This window comes from Zhongshania sp. (genome assembly GCF_041623545.1).
Classification (GTDB): Bacteria; Pseudomonadota; Gammaproteobacteria; order Pseudomonadales; family Spongiibacteraceae; genus Spongiibacter.
Map to the genome: position 1 here is coordinate 1 of NZ_JBFJWS010000205.1, position 5,763 is coordinate 5,763.

Below are 5,763 nucleotides of genomic sequence, written 5' to 3' on the forward strand. Positions count from 1 at the left end.
AATATAAATGGTCACGGGGTTGATGCGGTAATCGATACCGGCGCGACCGTTTTGGCAATGAGCTCCCGTGAGGCGCAGCGCTTGGGTATCGCCTACAAGCTAGGGCTGCCAACGGTGGTTGCTACCGCCAGCGGGATGAGTGACGCCTATGCCATCACGCTCAGTAAGGTAGAAATAGGGGGAATCACGGTTTCTCGCATTGATGCTGTCGTTATTGAGGGGCATTACCCCCATGTGGTACTGCTGGGAATGAGCTTTTTAGAGCATGTAAACCTGCAGGAATACAATAATATTATGACGCTGACCCCTCGTCATCACTGAATACGCGGACAATGGTCGCCTCGCGGGCATCCTACTGGTAAAATGCGCGACCGGTTTTGCTCGTGGAGATACCCGTGGCGGTTAGTTTCATAGAATCCTCTAAGCTTCCCACTCCCTGGGGCGTGTTTGATATACACGGCTTTGAGGACACAGAAAACAGCAAGGAACATGTTGTACTCACCCTCGGTGACGTAGGTGACGGCGAGCCTGTGCTGGCGCGGGTCCATTCTGAGTGTCTGACAGGGGATGCCCTGTTTAGTATGCGCTGTGATTGCGGCTCGCAATTGCGAGCTGCACTCGAGGCCATCGCAACTGAAGGGCGTGGCGCGCTATTTTATTTGCGCCAAGAAGGTCGCGGCATTGGCTTGGTGAATAAAATTCGTGCCTACAAGCTACAGGATGCCGGTGCGGATACCGTTGAGGCAAATGAGCAATTAGGCTTTGGCGCTGATATGCGGGATTACAGTTTACTGGCGGTGATGTGTGAACATCTCGAAATCAGTAAAGTCCGCTTGATGACAAACAATCCTCGTAAAGTAAAAGCCCTTACTGATCAAGGTGTTAATGTGGTGGAACGGCTGCCTTTGCAAACTGGTCAGAACCCCCATAATGCTAAGTACTTAGCGACGAAGTCCGGTAAGTTGGGGCATTTGTTTTAGGCTTAGCAATTGCCGGAAGCGCACGATCGCGAATTTCGGCGCTAAAACCTGACCGCGCGGGTGTCGTCGCCGATATTGAGCATAAATTGCACTGGGCTTTCGCCATGGGGAAGTTCAAATCTGTGGCGCGCGCCAGCGTAGATTCTTTTGCCCGCGATGCTGCGGCAATCCTCGCCAAGTGTATTGCATTGCTCGCCACTAAATAATAAAAAATTACTATTCCCCGTATTGTGTATCGATAGGCCCCCATCAATACGATTCGCGCTGTATTCAATTTTGTATTGTGGCGGGCGCTTAATAAGTAATAATTCATAAGCAATATTCAGTGTAATCAAGCTATTTGAGGGCGTCGTATCCTGCTTCTCTTTTGGCAGTGGTTCCACAAGCATCCGGTAAATTTGATCTTGGTCGATAGCGGGTTTAAGAAATGAAAGTCTAATTTTTCGGCGTTGTTCTGGTGCTAAAGTAAATTGCCTTGGTGTTGCGATTATGCCCAGTTCTCGTGGGTTGTCGCTGCGAAAGCGCTGCTCCGTCGCTAGCCCTGGTTGGCGAATTGAAAATACACTTATGCGCACATCTTCGGGATTTTTTCCTGAATTGTAGACCGTAATATCACCATGCCGGCGGTCGCTGCTGATATCAATGATATTTTTATCTACTGAGATTTGAGCGTGAGCAATGTTCACGGCAAATAAAAAAATAATTAAATAAATACGGTTCACGGAGCGTCCCTTCGAGGTGAAATTCAACATTGGCTATTCTTGCAGGAAAATGTCGCGTCCGAGAGCTAATTGTTAAAAATACCGCTAAGTTGCAAAGCGTTGACAATGTGACTTTTGATGTTTAATAATCTTTTCGCTTTTTTGGAAAGGGATTTCGAGTTCTAAAGAAGAGGGGGTAGCGTCAGAGTGAGGCGCTGCCATAGAAGGAGGCCATTTACATTACTCAATCGTATATTCGGCACTTAGCCGAGTGTTTTGTCCCTATGGAGATTGTAGAAATGATAAATGCGAAGCGTTGGTCAAATGGACTGGCTGTTGTTTTGTTGTGTGGTGTTTCAAGTGCTGCGTTCGCGGCAACTCAAGGTGATAAAGGCTCAACCTCTACCGGTAGCGCAACCGTTTCCGCTAATGTACCAACGAAAATCCAAATTACTAATGTTCAGGATTTTATCTTTGGTGAGTGGAGCGGCGAAGGTGGATTTTCGAGCACGGCATCTAATATTTGTGTGTGGTCAACCAGTCATCAATACGCGCTTACTGCGTCGGGTAGTTTGACCGATAATGCATTCGGTATGACCGGCGTTGGCGGCGACATTCCGTTTACTGTTGAATGGTCCGGGGTGACGGGAACTCTTAGCCCAGGCGTCGCGACGCCAATTTTGGCTGCGGCAAAAAGTGCTGCTTGCAACGCTAATGGCGATCCAACAGCGTCTATGACGGTGACGGTAACTGAGGCGGCGATGCAAGAGGTCACCATTGGTCAGTATTCAGGCACGGTTACACTAACTGTTGCGACTGAGTAATTCGACCTCATCGGTACTGCAGACATCGGCCAATAAGTATTAAGGCCGATGTCACGCTTGTATTTCCTAGTCTATTATATTTGATACGAATGTGATCAGAATATAGTAGCAGTGGGGTGGTATTCCATGCAGACCATGGCGAAATCGTTTCGCTCTCGATATTTATTAACCCTGTCATTACTTTTGGCTGGGCCATGCCTTGCCGCCGATAATTCGGTGGTTTCCACTGTCGCCCTAACAATTCCGCCACTGGCGAGTATCGCTCAGTTGGATGATATTGATTTGGGGGATTGGAGTGGCTCTAAAGGTATGTCAGCTGAGACGAGCGTGTGTGTATGGTCTAGCAGCCGAGCGTATGCGGTGACGGCGATGTCGACTAACCCGGTAGATGGTGACTTTACCTTGGCTGGTCCTAATGCTTCCCATATTATTTACACTGTTGAGTGGACTGACGCATCTGCGAATCCTCGTGCGCTGGCACATGGGCAATCCACTGGCAGCTTGGCGTCGCCAGCAAAATCTGCAAAATGCAGTGATGCCGACGCACTTGCGGCCCCAACAAAGTTTAAAGTTAGTATTCATCAGCGCGAATTGGCTCGCGCAACAACGGGTCGCTATTCTGATACCCTACAATTGGTGGTATCCGCAGAATAAATTTTTATTTAAATGCTTGGTTTGCTTAGCTGCGTTCGCCAGTGCTCCCGTTTTGCACGCGACCCAGGAAGTCGCTTATGTCGATGTCTATTATGGCAAGGCGCTGCTTGCCACATCGCTGGCCGAGTACGATGAAAAGTATATTCGTTTTACACTCGCGTCTGAATTTCTCGACGCCCTACCCGATACCCATGAGCAAAATGCAGTTCGCCGTTATTTTGAACAGCCAATTGCTTACATTGCGGCAGCAGACTGTATTCCTGAAGCGCTAAGCCGTTGTTTTACCGATGGTGAGGTAGTAAAGCTTGTCTTTGATCCCCTCGAATTTCGGGTGCAAATCTATCTGAATCCAAATGCGCTGGTGTTGCAGACCTTGACTGCACAGGCTTATCTACCGTCTGCCGCGCACGCGCTAGCCTATGTCGGCAATCTAAATCTTCTCTATAGCGCGAATCAGTTTTCGGGAGCCGAGCTTTCTGAAAATTATAATTTTTCGACTAATCAAATTTTAAGTTCAGGGAATCGTCGCTTGCAGATTGATGCGGGGCTGTCCTCAAATACTTCTCGACCTTATGTTCGTGAGCTCACTTTTGTGCGCGAATATCAACGGGAGCGTATCCGCGCAGGGCGTTATGAATTAAGTGGCGACCGCTTGGCTAGTAGCGCTTTAGTTACGGGTTTTGGTGTGCACACGACCACGGACATGCGTCTCGACCTTGATCAATTGGGTGCTACGGCCATTGAGCTGTTTTTACCGGAAGATTGCCGAGTGGATATTTACAAGGACGACCGGTTAGTGGCGTCTAAACAGTATGAGTTAGGTAATCGTCAATTGGATGTTAGCAGCTTGCCAGAGGGGGCGTATAACATACAAATTCGCGCTTATGCGCGGGGCCGGTTAATTGTTGATAGCGAACAATTTTTTGTTAAATCGACGCAGCTGCCGGCAACTGGGGAAAGTCATTATGGCTTTGACTTTGGTGCGTCGCAAAAAGACGATTTTGAGCTGCGTAGCGACGGCGGTTTTATGCGTTTTGAATACGGTCATCGCTGGCGGGACGATGGCTATTTTTCGGCGCAGACCTTGGCGACGCCGCACTGGCGATCGTTGCAAGGTGTCTATCAGTGGTTTTTGCCCAGTTTGCTTGGCGAGTTTGGTCTTGCTGTGGCCGACGACGGGTTTCATGCGATTGAGAGTGCGTGGTATTTCCAAGCGCCCCACGGTGGTAGTTATAGCTTGGACTGGTATTTATCTTCGGGGGCGGATGACAGCGCGGGGGGCGATCCGTTTCGCAGGGGGTCTGGGGGCCTGCAGCAATGGTCCTTGCGCCACGCAATTGGCGGCCAGCAGTATTTTGTGCGCAGTCAATTACGGTATAGCGACACGCCATTGGGCCATAGCGCCAGCGTCGCGCTGAGTGTGGATTATTTCCCATTGGTACATACGCGGGACGTGCAGTTGGCTTTCTCTTTTAGTCAGGATCAAGATGCGGGGTTTGCAGCCCACCTTGATGTGCGGCTTTCTTTCCCCGCCTCTGGCCACCGTGCTTGGTTGGCTGCTAGGGCTGGTGCTGGTCGAGCCGGAGAAAGTGGCGCAAGTGTTGGCGTGTCGGCGAATACTCAGAATATTTTAGGGCGTGATCAGCTTCGCTATCAATTGAGCGCTGAGCAGCAAGGTGCTCGTCGTTCTTGGGCCGGTGCCGGACATTATACCGGTGAAGCCTTTGATGGCAGCCTTGAGATGAGGGAGAATCGCGGGGATGTCAGTGCGAGGTCGATAAACCTTGGCTTGGCCAGCAATGTTTCGGCGAGTCGCGGTGGGGTTAAAGTATTTGGTGGCCATCGTCAGATGGCGGGCGTCGTAATTGAGATTGGAGGGCGTGAAGGCTACCCGGTAAGCGTGATAATTAACGATCGCCAGCAAATTAATACCGTGTCTGGGAGTAGCGTTTTTGTGCCCCTGCAGTACTACCGTTCGTACACGGTGCGGGTGGCCGCTAAAAATGGCGCTCCTCTCGAGCTTGACCACGCCGAGCGTGAACTGGTTCTATACCCAGGAAATATTCCCATTTTGCGCTGGCAGGGTTTAACGGTGTTTTCTGCTTTTGGGCAGTTCATGCAGCCCGATTTAGCGGCCGATGCGGAGTTAGAAGTGCGCAGCAGTGCGGGGTATGATCGGATCGTTAACGGCGATTATTTTGCCTTGGAAATGCGTGAGGGCGATAGTCTCAGTGTTTTTTCGGGTGGCGCCTTACTTTGCCAATTACCCATGCCGACTATGCGGAGCGATGATGTGCTCGATCTGGCCGAAATCCGCTGCCCGTCCCGTGATATTTAATAGCGAGAAATACGCCTTGGCGGGGCTCTGGAATTTAGATTTTCACGGCCGGCATAGTTACGGCTAGTATCGGGATATTACGGGAGTAGGGCTATCCGCTGACGAATGCTGGCGGCGATGCCTTTGGCGTCGAGGCCAATATCGCTGAGCAATTGATCGTGTTTGCCGTGATCGATAAAAACGTCAGGTAGTCCCAATTGCAGTACTGGCATCCAGCGGTTTTGCTGATTTAGGTATTCAGTCACGGCGCTGCCCGCGCCACCGGC

General features: G+C 50.4%; 7 protein-coding genes. 5 read left to right on the forward strand and 2 right to left on the reverse strand.

Annotated elements, in window-relative coordinates; all coding sequences use genetic code 11:
• Both ABYT30_RS14495 and ribA read left to right on the forward strand, forming a co-directional pair.
• The coding region (locus tag ABYT30_RS14495; RefSeq protein WP_373097240.1) for a TIGR02281 family clan AA aspartic protease at positions 1 to 321 on the forward strand (321 nt) is incomplete at its 5' end.
• A gap of 74 nt (positions 322 to 395) precedes the next feature.
• Positions 396 to 980: a GTP cyclohydrolase II gene (gene ribA / locus ABYT30_RS14500; protein ID WP_373083569.1), complete on the forward strand. Its 585-nt coding sequence runs from the start codon at positions 396 to 398 to the stop codon at positions 978 to 980.
• Positions 981 to 1,021: 41 nt separating this feature from the next.
• Here ribA and ABYT30_RS14505 read toward each other — a convergent pair whose 3' ends face one another.
• Positions 1,022 to 1,702 (reverse strand): molecular chaperone, encoded by a 681-nt coding sequence (locus ABYT30_RS14505; protein WP_373097243.1) that lies wholly within the window; start codon positions 1,700 to 1,702, stop codon positions 1,022 to 1,024.
• Positions 1,703 to 1,980: 278 nt separating this feature from the next.
• On the opposite strand from ABYT30_RS14505, the gene ABYT30_RS14510 reads away from it, so the two are divergent.
• From ABYT30_RS14510 to ABYT30_RS14520, 3 genes are all read left to right on the forward strand, one after another.
• Positions 1,981 to 2,505 (forward strand): hypothetical protein, encoded by a 525-nt coding sequence (locus ABYT30_RS14510; protein ID WP_373097246.1) that lies wholly within the window; start codon positions 1,981 to 1,983, stop codon positions 2,503 to 2,505.
• Positions 2,506 to 2,631: 126 nt separating this feature from the next.
• On the forward strand, positions 2,632 to 3,159 hold the full coding sequence (locus ABYT30_RS14515) for a hypothetical protein (RefSeq protein WP_373097249.1): 528 nt from the start codon (positions 2,632 to 2,634) through the stop codon (positions 3,157 to 3,159).
• 52 nt (positions 3,160 to 3,211) lie between these two features.
• The gene (locus ABYT30_RS14520) at positions 3,212 to 5,497 is read left to right on the forward strand and encodes a TcfC E-set like domain-containing protein (protein WP_373097252.1); all 2,286 of its coding nucleotides are present in this window, start codon (positions 3,212 to 3,214) and stop codon (positions 5,495 to 5,497) included.
• Between the two features lie 77 nt (positions 5,498 to 5,574).
• Here the strand turns inward: ABYT30_RS14520 and ABYT30_RS14525 are convergent.
• On the reverse strand, positions 5,575 to 5,763 hold a 189-nt coding region (locus ABYT30_RS14525; protein ID WP_373097255.1), incomplete at its 5' end, for a transketolase C-terminal domain-containing protein.